Here is a 1,306-nt window from a genome sequence, read left to right on the forward strand (position 1 = left end):
CCCACCGATGAAGCCCCAAGGGTTACGCGCCGTTTCTAAGTAAACTGGCATACCACCCGCTTGGATTAACGCACCGTGGTGGTTCGATTTGTGGTTGTTACGGTCGAACAGTACCAAATCACCTTCAGTTACTAGCGCGTTACACACCACTTTGTTTGAAGCAGAAGTACCGTTGAGCACGAAGTAAGTTTTGTCCGCGTTAAATACTTTTGCAGCGTGCGCTTGCGCTTGGTGTGCAGAACCTTCGTGGATCAGCAAGTCACCTAAATCTACGTCCGCGTTACACAAGTCACTACGGAACAGGTTTTCGCCGAAGAAATCGTAGAATTGTTTACCAGCTGGGTGTTTTTTGAAGAACTGACCACCTTGGTGTCCCGGACAGTCAAACGCTGAGTTACCCATCTCAACATAGTGCGTTAATTGCTTGAAGAAAGGAGGAAGCAGACGACATTCGTACTTGGTTACCGCTTCGTTGATTTGACGACAGTAGTACTCAATAGATTGTCTTTCTAAATCGATAACGCCAGTTAGCCAAACGTAATCTTCTGCCGAAACTGGGGTTTCATCCGTTACTAAGAAAACTGGAATACCGTAACCCGTTTCGGAAATCATTTTATGCAGACCTGCTTTAATGTCTGCTGAAGTAATAATAGCCGCACCAACGTCGGTTAATTCAACTTGCTCTAAAGGTTGTAAATGACGATTAAATTGTTCATCTAAAGATTCAGCTAATAAACTGAAGTCTTCTGGCATGTAATTACTAACACCTATAATTAAACGTTTCATTTGGAATATCTCTTTTTTGTTCTTTAAAATTGACAGGTACAGATATTACAAACGAAAACGATATTTAAAATTCAAAAAACAAATTTCGTGATTAAATTTTCATATTTAAAAGTCTTATTTTCTCGAATTAAAATTTCGCGATCTTTATCACTTTCCAATTGATAGCCCAATGATATTGAAACCAGGCTTAAAAGGAAAAATAATTAAAAATTGTGTGACCACAGCCATTGTTGTTAGAAATAAAATATCAAGAAAATAAATCTTTGAGATTTCTATCACTATATAATTAGTAGGACTATATTATTAGGGATAATAAATATTTTAATTTTAACTAAATTTAAACACATAATAAAAAAGCCATCAACACATGTATTGATGGCTTTTTACTTTAGGTGCAAAGGAAACACAATTCAATTAAATAAATGACTATCTAGCTTTACGCCATTGTTGGACCACTGTTGATAGCGTTTTACCGCGATACCAGACGAGTACATAGTATGCTTACAATCCATGCACTCGA

At 37.4% G+C, this 1,306-nt stretch carries 1 protein-coding gene and 1 pseudogene; both read right to left on the bottom strand.

Annotation, left to right across the window (positions count from 1 at the left end; genetic code table 11):
• Nucleotides 1-786: Orn/Lys/Arg decarboxylase N-terminal domain-containing protein (locus R7E00_RS23745; protein ID WP_318124694.1), on the bottom strand; the 786-nt coding region annotated here is incomplete at its 3' end.
• A 410-nt stretch (nt 787-1,196) separates the two neighbouring features.
• Nucleotides 1,197-1,306 (bottom strand): annotated as a pseudogene (locus tag R7E00_RS23750) (XRE family transcriptional regulator); the annotation flags it as partial.

Source organism: Vibrio sp. Vb1755 (assembly GCF_033338635.1).
GTDB classification, from domain to species: Bacteria; Pseudomonadota; Gammaproteobacteria; order Enterobacterales; family Vibrionaceae; genus Vibrio; species Vibrio alginolyticus.